The organism is Calditrichota bacterium (genome assembly GCA_013112635.1).
GTDB lineage: Bacteria > Calditrichota > Calditrichia > Calditrichales > J004 > JABFGF01.
In genome coordinates this window covers 710,812-733,473 of record JABFGF010000001.1, presented here as the reverse complement: position 1 = coordinate 733,473, position 22,662 = coordinate 710,812, and the positions used below count along the sequence as shown (strand labels likewise).

Below are 22,662 nucleotides of genomic sequence, written 5' to 3'. Positions count from 1 at the left end.
TAATATCTTGTTATGTAAATTTATCCATCTCATAAAATTGCATTGAAAATTGCTATTAGGAGCGAGAAATGAAAAAAAGGGTTCTTGTCCTTGGAACCGAAAATTCTGTTTTGACACCAATGATGTCTGAACTTATTAAACACCTGACATTTAAAAAAGTTGATGTTGATAGCGCCGGAATTCGCCCAAAAGAAATTCATCCTTTAACAGTAAAAGTATTGCTGGAGATGGGTATTGATATGTCTGAATTTAATACAAATTCGGTAAACGAATATACTCATACCAAATTTGATATTATCATCACAACATCAGAAATTGCCAGGAATTCGTTACATATCCTAATGAGCAGCCGTACAAAAATTCATCGTGAGTTTGATAATCCATCAAAAATTGAAGGAAATGAGATCCAGAAACAAAAAGCCTTCAGGCAGGTTCGTGATGAAATGAATGAGTGGCTAAATGAATTTTTAACGAGACATCGATTAATCTAACCAAAAAAATCCTGCATTGTTAAATCTTATAAATTTCCTCCGAATACAAATAACATTAATTTTTCAATCGGTCTTTATTTTGCCTGGGAGGCAATATGTACGCTTTTAGTAAGAAACTCATTCTAATTATCACACTTGCTTTTTTATATATCGTTCCCGCTAATGCGTTTTCAACGCAAAATGAACACGAAACAGACAGTTTAGCAACTTCTCAGGAAGTAGCACATTCTGTTGAAAGTGATAGTCATGATGAACATCATGCACCACATTTAGATGGGAAAACACTTTCTCTTTGGTGGTTAATCCCGTTTGTTGGAATTCTTCTTTCAATAGCCGTTTTTCCATTGGTGGCACCTCATTTCTGGCATAATCATTATGGTAAAATTTCTCTTTTTTGGGGTGTTTTATTTTTTGTGATGTTCACAATTTTTAAAGGGATAAATATGAGCGGGTTTTACCTTGCCGAAGTTTATCTTGGAGAATTCATCCCCTTTATTGTTTTATTATTAGCTCTCTTTACTGTTGGTGGCGGCATTAGGTTAAAGGGCGAGCTTATTGGAAGCCCAAAATTAAATACAGGTTTGATTTTAATTGGAACAATATTAGCCAGCTGGATGGGAACAACCGGTGCAGCAATGCTAATGATCAGGCCGGTGATCCGGGCCAATGCCTGGCGTAAAAACCAAAAACATGTAATAATATTCTTTATTTTCCTGGTCGCAAATATCGGAGGTTCACTTACTCCGCTGGGAGATCCGCCACTATTTCTCGGATTTTTGAAAGGCGTCAGTTTCTTCTGGACAACAACTCACATGTTTCTTCCAATGCTTTTTGAAGTAGTTGTTTTGATAATTGTTTTCTTTGTAATTGACAGCTTTTATTATAAAAAGGAAACTAATAAGCCAACAAAAAAAGAAAATGGTGAAAAGTTTGGTATCGAAGGTTCAATCAATTTCTTGTTTCTTGCCGGGATTATTGCAGCTGTTATTTTTAGCGGAATCTGGCATCCCAATATTGCAGTTGAAGAAGACTGGAGTATTGTAATGTGGGGAACCGGTTTGATGACAAAAGGTACTTTGGCACAGGTACTAATTCTATTAGGCCTTACATTCTTATCATTGAAATTCACTCCTGAATCAGCTCGTAAAGGAAATGGATTTACCTGGGAACCGATCGTAGAAGTAGCTAAGCTTTTCGCAACAATTTTTATTACTATGGTTCCACCTATTGCTATGTTAAAAGCGGGTTCAGAAGGGCCTCTTGGTGCAATTATTAACAGCGTTAGAACAAGTTCAGGAGAGTTTGTGGATTCTGCATTCTTTTGGGCGACAGGCATTTTATCCAGCTTTTTAGACAATGCTCCAACTTATGTGGTGTTTTTTAATACTGCTCTTGGTGAAAGTTTAAAAGTAGGCGATTTAATGACAACCTATGCGTCAACATTGCTTGCAATTAGTGCCGGAGCTGTTTTTATGGGTGCAAATACCTATATTGGAAATGCACCGAACTTTATGGTTAAATCAATTGCTGAGGAAAATGAAATTAAAATGCCATCCTTCTTTGGTTACATGGCCTGGTCAGTAGCTATTTTGGTACCAACATTCGTTTTAGTAACACTAATTTTCTTTTAGAATGATTTAAAACTTGGCGTTAAATTTATTATCTTTTAAAACGAAATTTCTTTAAACAAAGCGACTCCATTAAATATGGCGTCGCTTTTTATATTAATGGTTTTATTTAAAAATGGACCAAACATCCTCAAAAGTTCAAATATTACCGGAACATCTTGCCAATAAAATTGCCGCCGGGGAAGTTGTAGAACGGCCCGCATCCGTTGTAAAAGAGCTGATTGAAAATGCGATAGATTCTGGTGCAAACTCAATTCAGGTACATATTTCCGGTGGTGGCAAAAAACTGATTCAGGTTATTGATAATGGCTGTGGTATTGGTGAATTAGATTTACCTGTTGCTTTTGAACGGCATGCTACAAGCAAAATCCGTTCGGAAAAAGATCTGGAAAGTATTCATTCACTTGGGTTTCGAGGTGAAGCTTTGCCAAGTATCGCATCTGTTGCCCAGGTTGAAATTAAGACTAAAGAACAGAGTGAAAAACTTGGATTGGTTTATTCAATTGATGGAGGTCGAAAAGGTCACGTAAAAAAAATTGCTGCAAACACCGGTACGAGCATATCAATTAAGAATTTATTTTTTAATACACCTGCCCGCCGGAAATTTCTAAAATCTGATAATGCTGAAAGCCAACAAATATTATTAACACTTAAAAGATTTTTTCTCGCTTATCCCGATATTGAATTTCAACTTCATCTTGATGACAAACAGCTTTTCCTTCTTAAAAAAACAAATCTAAAAGAAAGAATTGTTGAAGTTTTTGGACAAGATTTGGAAGAAGGATTGATTGAGATTGACACCAGCGTTGCCGGGATTGAAATAAATGGTTTTATTGCAAAACCCAAAATGGCCAGGAGATCACGGACGCATCAACATTTGTTTTTAAATGGTCGGCCAATTCAGGACAGGAATATCAGCTATGCGGTATACCAGGGATTTGGTGAAACTCTTGATGAAGGCGCACATCCGGTTTTTTGTTTATTTATAGAAATGGATCCAAATTTTGTTGATGTAAATATTCATCCTACAAAAATGCAGGTACGTTTTTCAAATGACAGAACACTTTTTTATCTTTTTTTAAATTCAGTAAAGAAAGCTTTAAACGACAGTGGTATCCTTGCTGATTTAAGTTCGGATGATCAGGGAAGCGCAATTCAAAAAGCAGTTATCGAGCATGATAATGATACACAGAAAAGTATTAAAAATGAGTTTGATCTTAAGAAAATACCTTTAAAAGAAACCGGATTACGCCGTGTTAAAAAAAGTAGCGGACAAACAAGCCTGGCTTATTTTAATCAGCTTGAAGAGACCCCAAAGCAAAATGAAGTAATCGGACAAAAAAATCTCATCCCATCAGAAAACTTAGATGTGCGTTTTTGGCAGGTACATCAAAAATATATTTTTTCTGAGATAAAAAGTGGTTTGGTAATTGTTGATCAACACTTAGCTCATTCAAGAATTTTATATGAAAAAACGATTAAAATACTTGATAATAAATCTATTGCTGATGGGCAAAAACTTCTTTTCCCTCAAAAAATAACCCTGGCTTTAGATGATTTTCTTGTCTTCAGGGATGTTTACAGTGTATTAAACCAAATCGGGTTTACCATTAATGTTTTTAGTGGCAATACAATCATAATTGAAGAGATGCCTTCTGATGTAAAAATTGGGCGTGAAAGCCAAATTCTTCTGGACATTATTGATTATTACAAAAATACGCCTCAGGGCAGTTTTAACCCCAATGAAAAGATTGCTGCTGCTTATGCATTTAAAAATGCCATAAAAACAGGGGAACCATTAAATGAGTTTCAGATGCACAATTTAGTGGACCAACTTTTTGCGTGTGAACACCCTTTTTATTCACCAAATGGAAAGCCGGTTATAGTTTCAATGGAGTTAGATGAACTTGCCCGTAAATTTAAATAAAATAGATACACCACTCTTACCTGTAATTGTTATTGTTGGCCCAACAGCTGTTGGTAAAACATCCCTTTCGCTAAAACTTGCCCAAAAATATAATGCTGAAATTGTTTCTGCAGACTCACGGCAGATTTATACATCTATGGATATTGGCACTGCCAAACCAACTGTAAAAGAAATGGCAGGTATAACTCATCACTTTATTGATTTCACAAATCCTGGTACTGAATTTAGTGCGGGAGAATTTGGAATAAAGGCTCGGGAGAAAATTTTAGAAATTCGCAAGGATAATAAAAATGTAATCGTAGTTGGTGGATCCGGGCTATATATCCGCGCGTTGTTATATGGAATGATAAAGTTTGACCAAAAGGATGATTCAGTTCGTGAAGAACTTACAAAACGCTTAAAATCTGAAGGTTTAGCAAAACTTTATTCAGAACTTGAAAAGGTAGATCCTGAATTAGCTAATCGTTTTTCAGTTAATGACACTCAACGCATTTTACGGGGATTGGAAGTTTTTTTAATCAGCGGGAAAAAGCTTTCTGACTTGCAAAAAGAAAATGAAATTCCAGCCCCATTTGATTTTATTCAGATTGGTATATTAATGGATCGGGAAGAACTATATCAGAGAATTAATAAACGAGTTGATGAAATGATAAAAAGTGGACTCGAGGATGAAGTTAAAAAATTACTGACTAAAGGTTATGATAAAACAAATGCCTTAAATGCCGTCGGTTATAAAGAAGTTGTTAGTTATATAAATAATGAAATATCTTTTGACGAAATGGTTGAACTAATTAAACGAAATACAAGAAGATTTGCAAAACGGCAAATGACCTGGTTTAATAAAGATAAAAACATAATCTGGCTTAAAGCCCCAGTGGAACAACAAAAACTTGAAGATACTTTAAATTTAACCAACCGGCCATGATTTGATTTTTCCATAAAGCCTTGATTGATCCTCTCTTTCACGATTTTATTTTAGTCCTCTTTACCTCTCAAATTAAACCATCCTAATATTATAAAATTTCCTTTTAAGTTATTTATTACCTTTTTCCAAAATTACCATTTTTGACTACGATCTACTCACTTTCTGTTTTTTTATAAAGACACTCCTTGATACTTCGAAATATATAGGCAACAAAAAATAGGGCAAATTATGGATGTTGGCGGAAAACACGTTTATGAAGATAACTGGCTCGCCAAAGCGCTGGTTTATTATCAAATAATTGATCAATCACTTTACGAAGAACTGGTTTTTAGAAATAGTGATGAAAAGTTCTTTGCAAAAATTTTAACAGACAATGATTATTTAAATGACAAAGAAATACGTCAGTTTGTAAAACTGGCACTCCAAATTCCAACCATCAATTTAGATAAAATTGATGCAGAAAAAGATGTGTTGGAAGCTATCCCTGAAGAGCTGTGTTTACGCTATAATTTATTAGCACTGCAAATGGACAAAACGCACATTGCGGTTGCTTTTTCCAATCCATTTAACCTAGATGCAGAAAATGAAATAGAATACCTGACCCGAAAATATGTAAAGAAATTTTATGCACCGCATGAAATTATAAAACAGAAAATTAATGAATACTATGCGCCGGAAAAGATTATCACTTCGTTTGTAAATACAGGTAAAGATGTTGATATAAAATTTTCAGGTGATTCTAATCTTGACAAAAATTCTCCAGTAGTAAAACTAGTAAATCAAATAATCTGGGATTCAATCAGTAAAAAGGCCAGTGATATTCATATTGAGCCTAAAGAGAATTCAATTCAGGTACGCTTCCGTGTGGATGGCGTTTTGCGTAACGAGCTAGAAGTTCCACGTTCTATACATTCAGCACTTGCCAGCCGTATAAAAATTATTTCTAACCTCAATATAGCGGAAACACGTAAGCCGCAGGATGGCAAGGCAAAAGTTATGATTGAAGAAACAGATATAGACCTAAGGGTTTCTATATTGCCAACCAGTTTTGGTGAAAAGATAGTTATCCGAATACTTGATAAAAGAAATGCGACTGTTTCGCTGGATAAAATGGGTATTGTTGGATACAACCGTGAACAGCTCGAAAAATGCTTTCAATTAAAACAAGGAATGGTTCTTGTTACCGGACCAACCGGATCAGGTAAAAGTACAACTTTGTACGCTGCCATAAATCGTATCCGCTCAACTACTAATAATATTTTAACCATTGAAGACCCAATTGAATACATGTTTGATGGTATTAATCAGGTTCAGGTGAATGAGCGAGCAGGTGTAACCTTTGCAAGTGCTTTAAGGTCTTTTTTACGGCAAGATCCTGATGTGATCCTTGTTGGTGAGATACGTGATAAAGAAACGGCAGAGATTAGTATTCAGGCCTCTTTAACAGGGCACCTTGTATTAAGCACTTTGCACACAAATGATACTTTTACAACCATTACCCGCTTAAAGGATATGGGGGTTGATAAATTTAAAATTACTGAGGCGCTGGAAGCTGTTATTGCTCAACGCCTTGTAAGAAAGTTATGTTCGCATTGTAAAGTTCCTGTTGATAAAAAAAATATAGATGAAAAATTATATAAAATATTAAACAAATTATCTGATGATCCACAAGTATTTGAACCAAAAGGATGCGCAAAGTGTGGTTTTGCAGGCTATAGTGGCAGGATTGGGGTTTACGAAATACTAATGCTTGACACAATGCTCAAAGATATGGTTGCAAACGATGCTTCATTGCAATTGATGCGTAAAACTGCAAAGATCAACGGATTTAGAAATCTTTTTGAAGATGCTATGAGATTGGTTGGTGACGGAATTACGGATTATGATGAAATAGTGCGTGTAATCAATCCGGTAATGCAGCGCAAAGAAGAAGCTCAACCTCCTGAGCAAGCATCTCCAAAAACGATTCAACCTCAAAATGGGGACAGTTTAAAAATTGAGCTATCCGGCAATTCGGAAAAAGCAGAAGTAAAAGTTGAAGGATCAGGGCCTGCAACAGAAACTGTTGACACAAGCTCGAAGCCTGCACGAATACTCATTACAGATGATTCTGATCAGACCCGCTTAATGGTGACTAAGATAATCCAGAAAATGTCGAAATGGGAAACGTTGGAAGCAAGAGATGGTGAAGAAGCATTGAAAATTATTCACCAGGACAAACCCGATCTTTTAGTGCTGGATATAATGATGCCTAATATGGATGGCTATGAGGTTTTGCAGGAAATAAAAAGTAATCCTGAATTAGAAAATATACCGGTTTTAATTTTCTCTGCATTAAAAACACAAAAAAGTGAACAAAAAGTATACGAATTAGGCGCGGATGGTTTTATTGTAAAACCAATTGACCCTAAACGCATGATTGAACAAATCAGTAAAGTTTTAGAGCGGAAAAAAATTATTAATAAAAATACTCTGTCACCGTCCCCCTCAGAAGAGTTAGATTTAAAATTGGTTTAATTTATGGAACTAGTTTTTGCTTTCATAATTGGGAGCAGTATTGGCAGTTTTTTAAATGTCTGTATTTACCGCCTTGTGGAAAAGAAGTCCCTCATTTTTCCAGGTTCATTTTGTCCAGAATGTAAAAAAAACATTCCGGCATGGAGCAATATTCCGCTTTTAGGATTTATTTTATTAAGAGGGAAGTGTTATAAATGTTCAGCAAACATTTCTTTTCGATATCCTTTAGTTGAATTATTAGCGGGTGTTTTTACAGTTTTCTCATTCCTCCATTTTGGATTAAGTATCTCCTTTGTGGTTTATTCTGTTTTTATTTATTTCCTGATAGTAATAGCCTTTATCGATATACAAACCCACCTGATATATAATAAAGTCCTGATTGTTCTTTTAATATTTGGATTATTTAGTCAGATATTATTCACGTTTATACCATGGGATGAAGCATTGTTAGGATTGGCAACTGGTGGTTTAACAATGTGGCTAATATCAATTTTGGGGAAATGGATGTTTAAAAAAGAAAGCCTGGGAATGGGCGATGTGAAGCTTGCTGCTGTTGCCGGATTTTTTACAGGTTGGTTAAATGTCCTTATTGCTTTATACCTTGGCTTTATCCTGGCATTTATTGCTATAACTTTGCATAACAAGTTTAAAAAAATAAAAATCACCGGTTATATTCCGTTGGGTCCTTTTTTAGCCGGAGGTCTTATAGTGTTTCTTTTTTGGGGAGACGAAATCTCAAAGTTCTATATAACTCTAGTAACATAACGGGAAAATAATGCCAAATTTTAAATACAAAGCGATTAATCAGGAAGGTAAAACTGTAGAAAGCGTCATTTTGGCTGCAGATCAGAAAGTTGTAATTCAGCAGCTGCAAAAGTTAAACATGACACCTGTTTCTATCGCCCTGGAGAAAAATAAAAAAAGAACTAGAAGCTTAAAAAGTTCTAATAAAATAAAAGTTAGTATAAAATCTATTCTTCTTTTTACAAAACAATTACAAACGCTGCTAAAAGCCGGTATACCCATCGTTACTTGTTTAAGTGTTATTAAAGAACAAGCAGAAACTGAAGATTTTGAAAAGATGATAGAGGCTATTTCGCAGGATATTGAAGCGGGAAGCAAACTTTCTGATGCACTTGCACAGTTTCCGAAAACATTTCCTGCTATCTATGTCAATTCAATTCGTGTTGGAGAAATAAGTGGTACACTTGAAGATACTTTGATCCAGCTTTCTAGTTTTCTTGAAGAAGATGAGAAAATAAAGAAAGAAGTGAAGAAAGCATTGCGTTATCCTGCTATGGTAATTACAGGTCTTGTCGGTGCTTTTATTGTTTTTACGACATTTGTAATTCCAAATTTTATCCCAATTTTTGAAATGAGTGGAACTGAACTTCCACTACCTACACGAATTTTGTTAGGTGTTTATTATTTGATAACAGACTATGGTCTGTTTGCTTTAATTGGACTTGTTGCATTGGTAGCAGCATTTCTAACATGGAGCAAAACCCCAGATGGACGTTTCAAAATGGATTTAATTAGACTGAAATTACCTGTTTTAGGAATGCTTAACAGAAAGTTGAATATTTCACGTTTTGCAAAACTTTTCCACACTATGAACCGGACAGGAATTCCAATTACCAGAACATTTGAAATAATCCGAGAGACACTCGACAACCTTGTTTATCAAAAAGAGGTTGAAAAAATCCAGGATAAGATTGTAAAGGGCAGTGATATTGCATCATCGTTAAAACAAAGCCAATATTTTAGCAAACTGTTGGTGATAATGATTTCTATTGGTGAAAAATCCGGGTCGTTGGATGAAATGCTTGGCAATGTTTCTGACTATTACTATAAAGAAGTATCGGAAACTGTTGAAAACCTAACATCGATGATAGAACCTATAGTAACGTTAGTTTTAGGTGCAATGATGCTGTTTTTAGCACTGGCCATTTTCTTACCAATGTGGGACATGATTGGGGCAATGTAGAAAATATTGCCGAAATTGCATACAAAGAAAATATAAGAATTTCAATATTTAAATAAAAATGTAGTTAACTAGTACCAAACAAATAGAAGGGAGTTACCATGCGTAACAATCAAAGTGGTTTCACACTGATGGAACTTATAGTCGTAGTTGTAATTATCGGAATTTTAGCAGCCATCGCTGTTCCTAAATATTTCGATTTAACTTCAAATGCCGAAACAGCAACAAATGAAGCTAACGCTAAAGCTATTGAAGCAGCTATTCTTATGGAATATTCAAATCAGTTAATGACTGATTCATCAACAGACTTAGCCGATGTTGTGACTGCATATGAAACAGCTCCGGAAGATTTTTTCTTAAATGGTGAAGAACCAACAACACCATCCGGTGGATCATACACGGTTACTGAATCTGGCGGTCAGTTATCGGTCACCTGGTAACCAATCAGATATTATGAATAAGATAAAACTAATTAGAGAAGAGCAGGGACTAACTTTACTGGAAGTAATTGTCACAGTCATAATTGTTGGTATTGCATTGCCTTCTCTTTTTGTTTTAATAGGGAACCTTTCATACCAGTCTTTCCAAAACAGGGTAATGACCCAATCGGTTAATCTTGCAAACAACAGGATGGAAGAAATTCAAGCTTTCAAAGATTCTCGGTGGGACTGGTATAAAAGTATAAATGATTATGTAGAAATTGAGGATGTTGAAGGTTATACAAGAACAACTGAGGTTTCTTATCATAGTGATTGGGACGATTCCGATTATGAAGCTTACCAAGTGGAAGTAAATGTTTCACATCCAAAGTTTCCAAATGGATATAATCTAACAACTTATTTGACGTTGTATTCAAAATGAAGAAATACATCTTTCGAATTAATAAAAATGAGAATGGTGCAACACTGATGGAAGTTACAGTGGGGATGATTATTTTTGGCATTATAGGATCAATTGTTGTTGCAGTTATTGCCAATCAAACAGAATCATTTAACCAGGTTTTAAATCAGGAAGTTGGCCGATCGGATGTACGAAAGGCAATACGGACAATGCGCCGTGATATACAAAATCTAAGTATCTCCAATATAGCTACTATGACTAGTGGCCAATTTGTATTTATGGATAATGATGGCAACAATGTCAGCTATATAAAATCCGGATATAATTTAAGCCGAAATGATAATGTTATTTTGACGGGCTTAGCTGAAGATCCTTTTAGTTATTTGAATATAGATAAAACTACAACCGGGGTTCAAGACTCTGTAAAATTTATCGGGGTTACACTAAATATTGTACGAAACAGCCAATCTGTTAAGGTAGAGGAAGTGATTTATGCAAGAAATTAAAAACAACCAGGAACATGGCGGCGCTTTAATTACAATTGTTAGTGTTGTCCTGATTTTAGCAACATTAGGTTTTATTTTAGCTACTGTTTCCTCCTCATCATCAACATTGCAAATGCTGGAATCGGAAGAGCAACGTTCGTTTTATGCCGCGCAATCGGGGATGGAGTATGGATTAAAGGAATATTTGGCAGCAGATGATATTGAGGATTGGTCAGTTGAAGGGATGTATGCTGGAGATGGCGTTACTTCTAATGTTTCAATGTCAGTTAATGAAGTTACCAATGAAGTGGTGATTACGTCTGTAGGCGTTAGTTCACGTTCAACAAATACTTTGGAGACAGTAATATCTAAAACTGATTCCAATAATGTGCCTGACTATGCTGTTTATTCTAAAAAACCAGTTTTAGGTGTGGTCACCAAAGATTCATTAGCAGAAGAGGGAGATGCCGGTCTTGTTTATGAGAATGCACCAGCTGCACCTGTTTTTGATATGGATAAACTTAGAACTTTGGCTCAGGCTACTCAGGATGATGGCAACAGCTATTATTATGAAGACGATTTGGTAATTGGTGAAGATTTTAATCCGCCTGATGGGACAATCGTATTTACTGAAGGAAAACTCACATTTGCTAAAGGTAGCTGGGAAGGCAATGTGCATTTTGTAGCAATGGATGATATTGCATTTCAATCTACATGGCGAAACTCGGATGATGTAAAAATGACCGTCTACTTGGGGGAGCCAAATAAAAAAGTGTGGATAGAACCACGCGATTATGATGATGATCCTGTTGAGTTTGATATTACTGATGGTGAAGTAATTCCTCAAGAACCTTATGCTGCTCAGATTACGATTTTGGGTTGTGCATACGAAGCATATAGCGGTAATACATATTTGTACGATGCCCCAATTACTATAAATATTACTATTGGTGGAGAGGATATCTATCCTTTTGGAAACAATCCAACCCGATATGAAAGCAACTTACGTAACAAAGTAGATGCTGGTAATGTCAATATTCAAGCAGATTTACCGGTGGATTATACACTGCCAAATCTTTATGACGCCGGGACTTCAATTTCAATAACTGCAAGAGGATGGGCGAGGAACTGGTATTATTACTTTTTTGGTGAATATTGGTGGAACCGTTACGGAAGTTATGATTTAATTGATGAAGCTGAATCCACAAATCCCAGTGATGCAGATATTGTCCAGGCTTTGAGGGATGGAGACAATGTCCCAACAGTCGAGGGCTTTGGAAGTCAGGCATCTGCAGAAGAATTTATTGGTAGTTATGTTGATTTTTCCAGCCAAACAGTAACATTGGACGAAAGCCAGGCAATATATCTGATTGACCTTTCTAACGCCTCGTATGGGGATCCCGGATATGATTTTCAGGATATTGTTGTTTTAGTCACTTTAGCAAAAGAACAAGATGACTTTATTTCCGGAGGAACCGAGGGCGAAACTGAAACAGAATATGCTTTGCCTTTTACAGGAGGCATTATTTCCCATGCACCGGTTTATGGATCGGCCGTTGATACTTATGAAGGGGAAGACATTACAAGTACAATCCAGGTTGTGCGTGATGAAGAGATAATTTCTGATTTTTTAAAGTATTCAGTAAATGGAAATTCACGTGTAATTCTGGAATCCAAATGGAAACGAAAAAATTAATATATCATTTGAAAAGCTTGTAATCATCATCGCATCAATTAAAAGAAATTGTGATTGAGATCGATCTAATCTAATCAAATACAAACATCTTTTTGAGTAGAAATTTATGTCAACGGAACTTGTAGAAGAAAAAAAAACCAGAGCAGGATTGTCGCAAGATATGGAAAATGAGAACGGAAAAGTAGCTGAAAGCCAAAAGGAAACCATTATTGACCATTCAACTCAATCCAGCCCTGAGTTCGCGTTAACAGATACAATATTCAATAATGTAACCAGCTTCAAAGACAAACCTACGATAACTCAAAAACTTTCTGCTCAAAATTATCTTGCGATAGATATTGATTCAGACAACATCCGTTATATTATTGGTTCATATTCAGGGAAAGCCATATTTGTAAAAGATACAGGCGTATCGCTAATTCCGGATAGTGAAAAAGACCGTGACAAAGCGCTGAAAATAACTTTAGATAATATAAAAACCAATGTATATAAAGCCGGGTACAAGGTTCATGTTGGTTTTTTCAGCCCCGATGTAACCATTCGGAAATTTCAGTTTCCTAAAATGCGGAATTTATCTGAATTTAAAAATGCTGTTTTCTTTAAACTTCAAAGCGACCTTACCGGGTTTAATGATAAAAGTGTATGGCGATATAAAATTATTAACGAATTTCAGGATGGTAATACCAGAAAAGTTAATGTTGTAGTTCTTGTTGTACCCGGGTCGATTGTAGATAAATATATGGATATGCTTGAGAGTTCAGGTTTATCCCCGGAAACCATAACACCTCGATCAGTTTCTTCAGCTAATGCTTTTAGCAAAATGGTAGGATCGGATAACCAGGATATGCTTGTTGATATTTCATATGACACTACTCACATTTGTTATTTGAATAATGGCAACTTAGAATTTACACGTAATCTGGCAACCGGCGCTTCAAACCTGGAAATCGCAATTCATGAAAAACAAGGAAATATACTTAAACAAGATATAATCCAGCCTGTTGAAGACGCAGGTATTGGAAAAAACGGTGCTTTAAAACCCGAACTTATAAGAAAAGCTTTGCAGCAACGGTTAAGAACTTTACAAGCACATCAAAATCCTGTCTTACAGCTTTTTAAAAATGAACTGCAACATTCCATTGATCACTTTAATAACCTTGACAAAAACCAAGATGTAAAACGAATATTTTTAACTGGTTATGGCCTTCAAAAAGAAAGCTTACTCTCATTTCTGAAAAACAATATGAAGGTTCCTGTATTTGTTTTAGCTCCAAAACTTTCTGATGCTGAAGAAAACTTGCTAAAACACGGGCAGTTTTTTTCAACTCTTGGTACCGTTATAAATACAAAAGATTCTTTTAATTTGGTGTCTAAAGAGTTTAGGGCCCAGGGAGTTTTTAAGCGTTTAAACTACCTTGTATCAGCTTTAATTGCATTTTCTCTTCTCGGTAGTGTTTACCTCACAAACCTTTCTTATACGCAAATAGATAACTTAAAGAATGAGGTTGAAAAAGTTGAAAACAAATATAACACTTTAAACCCGGTTGAAGTTGAATATCAAAAACTCAATTCAGAAATAAAAAACATAAAATCTACTCAAAACAGTTTAAAGAAGCTTGTAACAAAAACTGGACCTGTTATTGAAGCACTAAAGCTTATTAGTAACGAAACACCGGAACAGATTATTTTGAGTGCGATTTCTGTGCGTCATTCAAGTTCAATCACAATTGGTGGAAAGAAAAATCGAAAAGCACGAAAAAATTCAAACAAAAAGAAACCGGTATTGAAAGCTGGATATTCAATTAACCTCTCTGGTGTTGTAAATGGTGATTATTTAATGAGCGATGTCATTCTTATCAATTATCTTGATCACCTGAAGAATTTAGGATATTTCAAAAGCATAGAAATAACAGATAAAAATAAAAAAAATAAAAAACAGTCCATGCAATTTGAAATCAAAGCAGTTCTTTAAAGGGAAAAAATGTCAGCAAAAAATATATTTATAGTGCTTGTTCTTAGCCTTGCAACAGTTGTTGTAGCTTTTAACTTTGCCATTTATAATCCTGCAGAAGAAGAGCGTTTGCTTTTGCAAAAACAGCTAAATAAAACAGTACAAAAATTTAAAAATGCCAGTAGGGCAAAAAAGGATTTAGAGAATATAAGAGAAAGAATAGATATTGAAAATGACCGTCTTTCAGAAATTAAAAAGAAATTTATAGAAAAGAACGATCTCAGCAATATTACACTTCAAATACGTGAACGGACAAACCAGCATCACCTTAAATTACTGGAGTTTACTCCTGTCTTTAAATTTTATTTTGCAGATACTTCAAAATCGCCGGTTAAGTCATTGCCATTTTCTGTTATAGTAACCGGAAAATTTATTGATATTGGCAAGTTTGTTGAAAGCTGGAATGATTTCGATTTTTATATCATTCCTGAAGAAATTCAAATTGAAAAATTGAATAACAAATCAAACAACCTGGAAGCAATGATTGTAGGCCGTTTTTATGCATGGGCAAAAGATCAGGATAAAAAATGAAAAAGCTTGAAAAGCGCGAGAAGAATTTACTTTTAGTGTTAGGTGTTATTTTACTTATTGGTGCCGGTGATTTTATTTTAAATATGGACTCGTATTTGAATTTTTATAAAGAGCCCAAAAGTGAAAATGCATCAATAAAAAAAACAGATGTTAACAACAACACGAAGAAAAATAAAAACAAGAAACTCCTCGCCTCTTTTAAAGATTGGGGCCGTGATCCATTTTATGATCCATCCTTAAGAGTTAAAAAACGAGTCGTAAAACAAAAAAAGAAAACCATTTCTCTAAGTTTGAAAGCAATAAGTATGGCTGAAAGCATGTCTGTTGCAATGATTAATAGTAGAGTTTTAGCCGTTGGTGACCAAATTGAGGGATATACAGTTAAAAAAATTCAGGCCAAAGAAGTAACCTTGACAAAAGATGGCCAGACAACAACTTTAAAGTTGCAGTGAAAGGAAAACTGAAATGAAATTCAGCTATTTAATCATGTTGTTTCTTTGTGGTAATATTTTTGCCACCAATCTGGCTACGAAACTCGAACAAAAAGTATCTCCTCGTTTTAGCGGGGCCTCCATTGGCGAGGTATTAAATTTATTTGCAAGACAACATTCCTTAAACCTGGTTGTCAGTGGTGATGTACAGGGCAGGGTAAGCATTCAGATGTTTAATGTAAGTCTTGCAGATGCATTAAATACAATATTAAAATCATTAGGTTATCACTATATTGTAGAAAACAATGTATTGCTGGTTAAAGCATTTGACAAAGAATTAAATGGAGAAAAGGTTACCCGAGTATTTAATCTGGATTATACCAATGCATTTTTTCTTAAAAACAATTTACAACCTTTGCTATCCTCGAAAGGGAAAATGACCCCACTGTTAGCAGAAGCGGCAAAAGAAGAAGTGGATCAGCGAGGTTCGATACTTTTAGTGAGTGATTTATGGGAAAATATTAAACAAATCGAACAGGCAATTAAGGAGATAGATGTTGCCCCTAAACAAATCCAGATTGAAATACGCCTTATTGAAAGCTTATTGAGTGAAGAAGAGCAATATGGTTTAAACCTTCCTAAACGTGTTTCTGCATCTTTAGATGGGGCAGAGCTAAATGCACCAATAACAAAAGGAAATACTCAATCAGCAAGTCCAAGATTTTTATCAGCCTGGTATAAAGTTCCTGAAGGCCCGGAAGATGTCACAATGGGTGTATTGTCAGTGGACCAGCTTTCTGTTGCATTGGATTTATTGGCCAAAGATAATGGTTCAAAATTAGTCTCCAATCCACGTATAACCACCTTAAACAATAAAAAAGCTGTAATAAAGGTAGGAACAACAGTTCCAGTGCCGCAAGTTTCGCGGGGAATTGCGGGAGATATAATTACTTATAAAGAAAAAGATGTTGATATAAATGTGACAGTTATCCCAACAATAAGTTCAGATAATAAAATTACTATGGATGTCCATCCGATACTTCAGGAAATAGTTGGTTATACGGGGAGCGCTGATGCCCAGCAACCAATAACTTCAAAACGAGAAGTTAAAACTGTTGTTACAGTTGAAAATAGTCAAACCCTTGTAATTGGCGGTTTAATAAAAGAGTCTAAAAGTAAAGTGGTTGAAAAAATATGGTTATTAGGTGATATACCAATCTTAGGTTACTTATTTCAAAACACTGTTACAAAAAAGGAAAAATCAGATTTAATGATTTTTATAACCCCAAAGGTTGTTGAATACAAAGCTGCCGGAAAAAACTAATGGCCACCAATATTAATGAAATTTTTACAGAGACATTGAAGCTGGCAATAAAGAATGGAGCATCAGATGTCCATTTTAGTAGTGGAATGCCCCCTGTACTTAGAATTATTGGACAATTACGACAGGTAGATGTTGAGGCTCTTGAGAACTCAGAATTAACCGAGCTCTTTCATTCAATGTTAAATGAGCGGCAAAAGAAATATTTCTTAGAACATAACGAGATTGATTTTGCGGTAGATTTAAAGGGACTATCACGATTCCGGATAAATTTCTTTCAACATATGAAAGGTATTAGTGGCGCGTTCAGAATTGTCAGTAATGAAATTAAAACAATTCAGCAATTGAGATTACCAGTAATTATTGAAAAAGTTTTAGAAAAGAAGAAAGGGCTTATTCTTGTAACCGGCCCCACAGGCTCTGGTAAATCTACATCGCTTGCTGCAATGATAAACAATATTAATATCAATAACCGAGACCATATTATAACGATTGAAGACCCAATTGAATATGTTCATAAGCCTGCTAAAAGTCTAATTCATCAGCGTGAAATTGGCATTCATGCAGAAGACTTTCCTGCTGCTTTGCGTAGCGCTTTACGCGAAGATCCTGATGTAATACTTGTTGGTGAAATGCGTGATACGGTTACAATTGAAAATGCGTTGCGCGCAGCTGAAACAGGGCACCTTGTATTTTCTACTTTGCATACAAATTCTGCGGCAGAAACTATTGACAGAATTGTTAATGTTTTTCCTGCAGAGAACCAGCAACAGGTAAAACAATTGTTGGCCAGTACTCTTGTTGCAGTTATTTCTCAGAGGTTAATACCAAAAGCTTTAGAGAATGACAGGGTTGCATTGATGGAAATTTTAGTAAACACAGATGCCGTTAAAAATCTAATTCGTGAAGGAAAAACGCATCAGATAGATTCTACAATTCAAACAGGTGTTGAGCATGGAATGCAAAGTTTTGAACGTAGCCTGGCAGATTTAAAACAAAACAATTTAATATCACCACAACTTGAACTTTTTGAGTTTGTTTAGAAGGTGGAGGAAAAGTGAAAAGCATGGTTAAAAAATTATCAAAGATTGTACTTATTGTTCTTCTCTTTTTGGGATGTGATTCTGCAACTGATTCAGTTGACTTAGTTTCTCTTGAGGGAATCGTCTTTGAATATGATGCAGAAAATAATGCACTGCCTGTTGAAGGGGCTTTAATTACCGCACAAGGGCTATATAAACAAACCCTTTCTGATATAGACGGAAACTATAGTTTTGAAGCAGAACCAGCTGCTGATTCAAGTGCAATAACAATTCGTGCTTCAAAAATTGGTTACTTTGAATCATCAACTTTTATTTATGTTGCGCGGGGCCAATCACTTCAGGTTCCTTCGCTGGAAATGAAAAAAGTAACACTGGTTGACACATCAGATAGTGGTGGCGATGACCCAACAACCAGCGGCGAAGCAGCACATATTGAATTTATTTCACCTCATGAGAGCCATATTTATGTTTATTCATCCGGCCTGCAGGAAACAGCTGTATTAGGCGTAAAAGTAACCGATGCACAAGGGAATCTGGTGGATCAGGAACATGCCGTTGAAGTTAAGTTTAATATTTTACAGGGACCTGATGGCGGAGAGTATTTAGATCCTGGCTCAATGACAACTGAAAATGGTTTTGCTTTTACGGTTTTAAATAGCGGCACTATTGCCGGACCAATCCAGATTGAAGCATACGTTGATTTACCGACCAAGACAATCCATGCAATTCCATCACGAATAGCCATCTATGGCGGGTTGCCAGATGATGACCATTTTAGCGTTGCTGTCGAAAAAGTAAATATTGCCGGTCAGGTTCATTTTGGAATTTTGGATGTTGTAACTGCTTTTGTAGGTGATAAATACAGCAATCCTGTTGCACCGGGAACAATAGTTTATTTTTCTACCGAATATGGGATTGTTGAGGGAGCAGCAGTTACGGATGAACTCGGCCGTGCCTCAGTTAATTTTTTAAGTGCAGCTCCATTGCCTCTTAATCCGGCAACGGATTCTTTTACAGAAATAACTGCATGGACGTATGGTGATACAATATCTGGTTTAACACTTAGTACTTCGTTCGAATTGCTTTTAAGTTCTGTTACAGATAATATTGATGTAAGCCCGTCAAGTTTTCAATATAATGACCTAAATGAAGCAAAGTCATTCTCTTTTAATGTTTCAGATATTTATGAATACCCAATTGTTGAAAACAGCGTGATTTCTGTTCAAGCTACAGATGGGGAATTGTTTGGTGATACACAATTTAAAACGCTAGATAGTCGTAGTTCTGGAAATGGTACAACCGACTTTGGTTTTGTTTGGGCGCCGGGAGATAGTTTAAAAGCTCCGCAAGTTTTCATAACTATAACGGTCACTTCGCCAGAAGAAGGTAATGGAAGCAGGTCAACTAATATTAGCGGAGTTAAAACGCCATAAAATACAAATTATAAATACATAGATTTCGATAATATATTTAAAAAAAATGCCCAGCTTAACCGGGCATTTTTATTTTTCTAAACTTTTTATTTTTTTCACTACATTTTTTTAATCGTTATTCTCTTTCTTCCCAAAATTAGCATCAAGTGGCGCAAGTTTAATTATTAAAATAGCTGGTATTGTTGCAATCATAACCCATATAAAAAAGTGCTGATAGCCAATAATCTCCTGTAGCCAACCGCTAAACATTCCGGGAATCATCATACCTAAAGCCATAAAAGCAGTTGTGATTGCAAAATGGGCAGTTTTATGTTCACCTTCTGATGCATAAATCATATAAAGCATATATGCAGTAAAACCAAAGCCATATCCGAACTGCTCAATAGCTACGGCAAGATTAATTAATAAAAAACTATCTGTTTGTGAATAGGAGAGATAAACATAAACAAGGTCTGGTAAATTGATTGCAATGGCCATGGGAAGCAACCAAAACTTCAAGCCATGTTTTGCTGCAAGAAAGCCACCTAAAAGCCCGCCAAATGTTAGAGACAGCAATCCGACTGTTCCATAAACAAGGCCTACTTCACCTGTTGTTAAAGCCAATCCGCCTGCCTCTTGGTTATCCAGCAAAAAGGGTGCGGCTAATTTAACAATTTGTGATTCTGCAAAACGATATAGTAGAAGGAACCCGAGGATTGCCCCAATTTTTTCCTTTTTAAAAAACAGAATAAACGTGTTAAAAAATTCCGATAAAATACTCTTTATATTTATAACTGCTGAGCCACCATCTTCTTTTGGTTTTGGAAGTATAATTTTATGATAAATAAAAAATAAAATAAACATAGCAGATAACAAGCCAAATGTTATTGACCATGCTAAAGGGATATTACCTGATTGAGCATTAAAAACTGCTGAGGATTTTTCTTTTAGTTTAGGATCAAGTTGAATTACCGCCATTGCGGGAATATTCCAATTGTCCTGATTAAATACGAGTCTGTTTCCGGATATAAGTGAAAGACTTTTGTCACCGGAATCTCTGCCAAAATTTAAAACGATTTCTTCTTTACTCTCTGGCTTTTTGGATAAGTAAAAATAAACTGCACCAATATTACCGGCTATGTCTTTTGAAACAATTTTCTTTTCGGGTGCAAAATATGTTTTTAAAAATGATTCCAGATTTGATACAATTGCACTTTGCCACCACGAGGGTGATTTATTTTCAGCTTTTTGTGAGGTTTTTTCAATTGCAGATGAGTGGCCATTTGCCTCATTCCAGGTATTTGAGAATGAGATCAGTGAGTCTATTTCATTTTTTTGTCGTGGAGCTGCGGTTATTGTTAATTGCTGTGGGCTTATTAAAACTCTTACATCGTTCTGGTTTAGTTCAGTAATTATATCAGTTTTGTTAATCGAATCCGGATGTACAAAACTTGTATACTCAAATCCTGGTGCTGCTTTAACTTCAATTGAAGCTTCTCCTAAACCAGTATTTCCCTCAATATAACCAGCAAAAATTATTAACAGCCCCTGACCGGTTATCATAGCTAAGCGGTAAAATGTACTTCTAATTCCAACAAACCAAGCCTGGTCATGTTGGGAAAGGCCGAGCATGTAAAAACCATCGGCTGCAATATCATGGGTGGCGGAACTAAATGCCAGAAGCCATAAAAATGCTAATGTGTACTGAAAAAAATTTGAAACAGGGATAGTGAACGCCACACCGGCAAAACCAAATCCGATAAGCAATTGCATGGTGATTATCCACCAACGCTTGGTTTTCAAAATATCAACAATGGGGCTCCACAATGGTTTGATAACCCATGGTAAATATAGCCAGCTTGTGTAAAGGGCAATATCTGTATTTGAAATACCCAATCGTTTATACATAATAACCGACACAGCCATTACAACAATATAAGGAATACCTTCAGCATAATATAAGGAGGGGATCCATGACCAATTTTTTAATTTTTTATTATTCATGATACTCCGAAATTTGTAATGTTTGATTACTTTTATTGGCTATTAAAAATTACTCATTTAAGTAAAATGTTGGTCAATATATTTTTTTTAGAAGGCTACCAGGATAATAGTGATATAAAATCTCTTCTGATTTGTAATTATTTAGTGACATCCCAAGTGCGCCGATCTGACAAAGACCAACGCCATGGCCCCAACCTGCACCATTAAATAAAAAATCTTGAGGGATACCATTCTTTATGTTTTGTTCAGAAATTGTAATAGCAGAGCTGTAGAGAAAACTTGTTGATAAATAACGACGGACATCATATTCGCTATTGATCCTGAATGTATTGGCTTTGTCATTGTGATCAAGGTAATGAATATTCAATTTGTTTATTCTTCCTGACATACCTCTTGAGATAATTTCTAACTTGTTTATTGACTTTACAGAAATCCCAGCAAAATTATATATTGTTTCCTTCAACTCTTTTTGAGAAACTGACTTTTGCCATCTAAAATATTCGCCTTCCTCATCGACAGAACCGAGATATTTTTTCAGGTCTTTCTCGGCTACCGTATTTGAACTGCAAAATGCATGGGGTGTTGAGTTTACCCAATTTGAAAAATTGTTTTCTTCACTCAAAGGCTTTTCTAATTCAGGTAACATGTTTTTCGAGTCCGGGATAGCTTGCAAATAATCTTCGTCATTTCCTGGCCATATATATCCAAAGGATTCCATCATCCCACCGCAACTTTTTGAATAGCGCGCATCACAAATCTTGTTGTCATAAACTATAACTTGCCCACTGGTATTTAACGCACCGGCTTTTGATTGTTCGGTTAAAAATGTTGTTCCCTGGTAGCGTTGGCAGCAATCATCATTGCAAATATCCATTTCCATGTGACGATGTTTTTGTTCAACATTTGCCAAAAGCCAGCTACGGGCTGCGACGGTTTGGGCTTCAATTAATGCTTCGGGGCATTCAGCCCCCATCTCGGATGTCGCCACACACATAACGTAATGTTCAAGCGGCATCTGGTTTATCAGAATAAGTGAGTCCTCAATTATATTTACAATAACTGTGTCGGGAAGAAAAACTTCTATAAACTTTTGCCAATGAAATCCTCTTCCTGCAATTACCGAACGGACTTTTATTCCTGATTTGTTCGAAGGAGATATCTTGTTTTTTGGAGAAATTTCAATTTTGGCTTGTGTTGAAATTTTCTGTTGATCAAATGCGAGATGGATTTCTCCCTGTATAAATTCAAGTATAATAACAGATTCTTTAGCAAGATTATAGCTCTGGTTATTTAAGAATATTTGATAATCATTTGATGGAATATGTAAGGTAAGATCAGTGATATTGTCTTCAGGAAGAATTATTCCAACATTAATCTGGGGTTCTTGATCTGGAATTATATCTGGTATAAGCATGT

The 22,662-nt window shown here is 35.5% G+C and carries 19 protein-coding genes; 17 read left to right on the top strand and 2 right to left on the bottom strand.

The genetic code is table 11. The features are described 5' to 3' along the window. Positions 1 to 68 precede the first annotated feature (68 nt). From HND50_03180 to HND50_03100, 17 genes are all read left to right on the top strand, one after another. On the top strand, positions 69 to 491 hold the full coding sequence (locus HND50_03180; GenBank protein NOG44203.1) for a hypothetical protein: 423 nt from the start codon (positions 69 to 71) through the stop codon (positions 489 to 491). Between the two features lie 95 nt (positions 492 to 586). Further along, positions 587 to 2,122 carry a sodium:proton antiporter gene (locus HND50_03175; GenBank protein ID NOG44202.1) on the top strand — a complete coding sequence of 512 codons (1,536 nt, stop codon included), beginning with the start codon at positions 587 to 589 and terminating at the stop codon, positions 2,120 to 2,122. 112 nt (positions 2,123 to 2,234) lie between these two features. Beyond that, positions 2,235 to 4,046: a DNA mismatch repair endonuclease MutL gene (mutL, locus tag HND50_03170; GenBank protein NOG44201.1), complete on the top strand. Its 1,812-nt coding sequence runs from the start codon at positions 2,235 to 2,237 to the stop codon at positions 4,044 to 4,046. Continuing rightward, positions 4,021 to 4,971: a tRNA (adenosine(37)-N6)-dimethylallyltransferase MiaA gene (miaA, locus tag HND50_03165; GenBank protein ID NOG44200.1), complete on the top strand. Its 951-nt coding sequence runs from the start codon at positions 4,021 to 4,023 to the stop codon at positions 4,969 to 4,971. Before mutL ends, miaA begins: the two co-directional genes overlap by 26 nt. Positions 4,972 to 5,199: 228 nt before the next feature. Next, positions 5,200 to 7,488 carry a Flp pilus assembly complex ATPase component TadA gene (gene tadA, locus HND50_03160; GenBank protein ID NOG44199.1) on the top strand — a complete coding sequence of 763 codons (2,289 nt, stop codon included), beginning with the start codon at positions 5,200 to 5,202 and terminating at the stop codon, positions 7,486 to 7,488. A gap of 3 nt (positions 7,489 to 7,491) precedes the next feature. Beyond that, positions 7,492 to 8,253, top strand: a complete 762-nt coding sequence (locus HND50_03155; GenBank protein NOG44198.1) for a prepilin peptidase — start codon at positions 7,492 to 7,494, stop codon at positions 8,251 to 8,253. Positions 8,254 to 8,263: 10 nt separating this feature from the next. Beyond that, positions 8,264 to 9,475, top strand: coding sequence for a type II secretion system F family protein (locus HND50_03150; GenBank protein NOG44197.1), 1,212 nt, complete (start codon positions 8,264 to 8,266; stop codon positions 9,473 to 9,475). Positions 9,476 to 9,573: 98 nt separating this feature from the next. Further along, positions 9,574 to 9,912 carry a prepilin-type N-terminal cleavage/methylation domain-containing protein gene (locus HND50_03145; protein ID NOG44196.1) on the top strand — a complete coding sequence of 113 codons (339 nt, stop codon included), beginning with the start codon at positions 9,574 to 9,576 and terminating at the stop codon, positions 9,910 to 9,912. Positions 9,913 to 9,925: 13 nt separating this feature from the next. Beyond that, a complete protein-coding gene (locus HND50_03140) occupies positions 9,926 to 10,333 on the top strand; it encodes a prepilin-type N-terminal cleavage/methylation domain-containing protein (GenBank protein ID NOG44195.1) in 408 nt (135 codons plus the stop codon). After that, positions 10,330 to 10,818, top strand: a complete 489-nt coding sequence (locus tag HND50_03135; GenBank protein NOG44194.1) for a type II secretion system protein — start codon at positions 10,330 to 10,332, stop codon at positions 10,816 to 10,818. The genes HND50_03140 and HND50_03135 overlap by 4 nt, the downstream gene beginning before the upstream one ends. Further along, on the top strand, positions 10,805 to 12,493 hold the full coding sequence (locus HND50_03130; GenBank protein NOG44193.1) for a hypothetical protein: 1,689 nt from the start codon (positions 10,805 to 10,807) through the stop codon (positions 12,491 to 12,493). Before HND50_03135 ends, HND50_03130 begins: the two co-directional genes overlap by 14 nt. A gap of 106 nt (positions 12,494 to 12,599) precedes the next feature. Next, positions 12,600 to 14,465, top strand: a complete 1,866-nt coding sequence (locus HND50_03125) for a hypothetical protein (GenBank protein NOG44192.1) — start codon at positions 12,600 to 12,602, stop codon at positions 14,463 to 14,465. A 9-nt stretch (positions 14,466 to 14,474) separates the two neighbouring features. After that, the gene (gene pilO, locus HND50_03120; GenBank protein ID NOG44191.1) at positions 14,475 to 15,035 is read left to right on the top strand and encodes a type 4a pilus biogenesis protein PilO; all 561 of its coding nucleotides are present in this window, start codon (positions 14,475 to 14,477) and stop codon (positions 15,033 to 15,035) included. Continuing rightward, positions 15,032 to 15,487, top strand: coding sequence for a hypothetical protein (locus tag HND50_03115; GenBank protein ID NOG44190.1), 456 nt, complete (start codon positions 15,032 to 15,034; stop codon positions 15,485 to 15,487). Before pilO ends, HND50_03115 begins: the two co-directional genes overlap by 4 nt. Before the next feature lie 13 nt (positions 15,488 to 15,500). Further along, positions 15,501 to 16,790 (top strand): hypothetical protein, encoded by a 1,290-nt coding sequence (locus HND50_03110; protein ID NOG44189.1) that lies wholly within the window; start codon positions 15,501 to 15,503, stop codon positions 16,788 to 16,790. Further along, positions 16,790 to 17,830 carry a PilT/PilU family type 4a pilus ATPase gene (locus HND50_03105; protein ID NOG44188.1) on the top strand — a complete coding sequence of 347 codons (1,041 nt, stop codon included), beginning with the start codon at positions 16,790 to 16,792 and terminating at the stop codon, positions 17,828 to 17,830. The genes HND50_03110 and HND50_03105 overlap by 1 nt, the downstream gene beginning before the upstream one ends. A 14-nt stretch (positions 17,831 to 17,844) precedes the next feature. Then, the gene (locus HND50_03100; protein NOG44187.1) at positions 17,845 to 19,263 is read left to right on the top strand and encodes a hypothetical protein; all 1,419 of its coding nucleotides are present in this window, start codon (positions 17,845 to 17,847) and stop codon (positions 19,261 to 19,263) included. A 108-nt stretch (positions 19,264 to 19,371) separates the two neighbouring features. Here the strand turns inward: HND50_03100 and HND50_03095 are convergent, their stop codons facing one another. Both HND50_03095 and HND50_03090 read right to left on the bottom strand, forming a co-directional pair. Further along, entirely contained in the window at positions 19,372 to 21,246 is a 1,875-nt protein-coding gene (locus HND50_03095; GenBank protein ID NOG44186.1) for an MFS transporter, read from the bottom strand. Between the two features lie 73 nt (positions 21,247 to 21,319). Next, positions 21,320 to 22,660: a SpoIID/LytB domain-containing protein gene (locus HND50_03090; GenBank protein NOG44185.1), complete on the bottom strand. Its 1,341-nt coding sequence runs from the start codon at positions 22,658 to 22,660 to the stop codon at positions 21,320 to 21,322. Positions 22,661 to 22,662 lie beyond the last annotated feature (2 nt).

What these genes read in the sequence shown, in the direction of transcription:
- HND50_03180 (NOG44203.1), top strand. Translation starts at nt 69, where the DNA reads ATGAAAAAAAGGGTTCTTGTCCTTGGAACCGAAAATTCTGTTTTGACA.
- HND50_03175 (NOG44202.1), top strand. Translation starts at nt 587, where the DNA reads ATGTACGCTTTTAGTAAGAAACTCATTCTAATTATCACACTTGCTTTT.
- mutL (NOG44201.1), top strand. Translation starts at nt 2,235, where the DNA reads ATGGACCAAACATCCTCAAAAGTTCAAATATTACCGGAACATCTTGCC.
- miaA (NOG44200.1), top strand. Translation starts at nt 4,021, where the DNA reads ATGAACTTGCCCGTAAATTTAAATAAAATAGATACACCACTCTTACCT.
- tadA (NOG44199.1), top strand. Translation starts at nt 5,200, where the DNA reads ATGGATGTTGGCGGAAAACACGTTTATGAAGATAACTGGCTCGCCAAA.
- HND50_03155 (NOG44198.1), top strand. Translation starts at nt 7,492, where the DNA reads ATGGAACTAGTTTTTGCTTTCATAATTGGGAGCAGTATTGGCAGTTTT.
- HND50_03150 (NOG44197.1), top strand. Translation starts at nt 8,264, where the DNA reads ATGCCAAATTTTAAATACAAAGCGATTAATCAGGAAGGTAAAACTGTA.
- HND50_03145 (NOG44196.1), top strand. Translation starts at nt 9,574, where the DNA reads ATGCGTAACAATCAAAGTGGTTTCACACTGATGGAACTTATAGTCGTA.
- HND50_03140 (NOG44195.1), top strand. Translation starts at nt 9,926, where the DNA reads ATGAATAAGATAAAACTAATTAGAGAAGAGCAGGGACTAACTTTACTG.
- HND50_03135 (NOG44194.1), top strand. Translation starts at nt 10,330, where the DNA reads ATGAAGAAATACATCTTTCGAATTAATAAAAATGAGAATGGTGCAACA.
- HND50_03130 (NOG44193.1), top strand. Translation starts at nt 10,805, where the DNA reads ATGCAAGAAATTAAAAACAACCAGGAACATGGCGGCGCTTTAATTACA.
- HND50_03125 (NOG44192.1), top strand. Translation starts at nt 12,600, where the DNA reads ATGTCAACGGAACTTGTAGAAGAAAAAAAAACCAGAGCAGGATTGTCG.
- pilO (NOG44191.1), top strand. Translation starts at nt 14,475, where the DNA reads ATGTCAGCAAAAAATATATTTATAGTGCTTGTTCTTAGCCTTGCAACA.
- HND50_03115 (NOG44190.1), top strand. Translation starts at nt 15,032, where the DNA reads ATGAAAAAGCTTGAAAAGCGCGAGAAGAATTTACTTTTAGTGTTAGGT.
- HND50_03110 (NOG44189.1), top strand. Translation starts at nt 15,501, where the DNA reads ATGAAATTCAGCTATTTAATCATGTTGTTTCTTTGTGGTAATATTTTT.
- HND50_03105 (NOG44188.1), top strand. Translation starts at nt 16,790, where the DNA reads ATGGCCACCAATATTAATGAAATTTTTACAGAGACATTGAAGCTGGCA.
- HND50_03095 (NOG44186.1), bottom strand. Translation starts at nt 21,246, where the DNA reads ATGAATAATAAAAAATTAAAAAATTGGTCATGGATCCCCTCCTTATAT.
- HND50_03090 (NOG44185.1), bottom strand. Translation starts at nt 22,660, where the DNA reads ATGCTTATACCAGATATAATTCCAGATCAAGAACCCCAGATTAATGTT.